The sequence below is a fragment of the Oleiphilus sp. HI0079 genome (assembly GCF_001635105.1).
In genome coordinates, this window is sequence record NZ_LWFT01001247.1 from 1 (window position 1) to 478 (window position 478).

Annotated in this window: 1 protein-coding gene; it reads right to left on the minus strand. The window is 46.9% G+C overall.

Annotated features, from left to right (window positions below):
* Window positions 1–478, minus strand: a 478-nt coding sequence (locus A3750_RS21945; RefSeq protein ID WP_197475233.1) for a transporter substrate-binding domain-containing protein, incomplete at both ends; no start/stop codon positions are given.

Sequence of the window (478 nt, forward strand, 5' to 3'; positions counted from 1 at the left end):
CGCGGTATATTTCATACCGTTCGCACGGAAGTAGTCAGCAAGGTTCAACTCTGTCGTTGTACCAGCTTGAATACATGCTGCAGCGCCATCAAGCTCTAAAGCACTTTTAACACCCAGCTTTTTGGAAACCATGAAGCCTTGGCCATCATAGTAGTTAACACCCGCGAAGTTTAAACCAAGCGAAGTATCACGAGTATGTGTCCAAGTTGTGTTACGAGAAAGGAGATCAATTTCACCAGACTGAAGCGCAGTGAAACGTTCTTTTGCAGTCAAAGGCTTATATTGAACTTTGCTTGCATCGCCTAGGACAGCTGCAGCAACGGCCTTACATACGTCTACATCAAGACCGCTCCACTCACCTTTCTCATCTTTTTGAGAAAAGCCTGCAAGGCCGGTACTCACGCCACAAGACAACGTACCGCGCTTTTTAACGTCTTCCAATGTACCTGCTGTAGCACCGAAAGATAACCCCACTGCT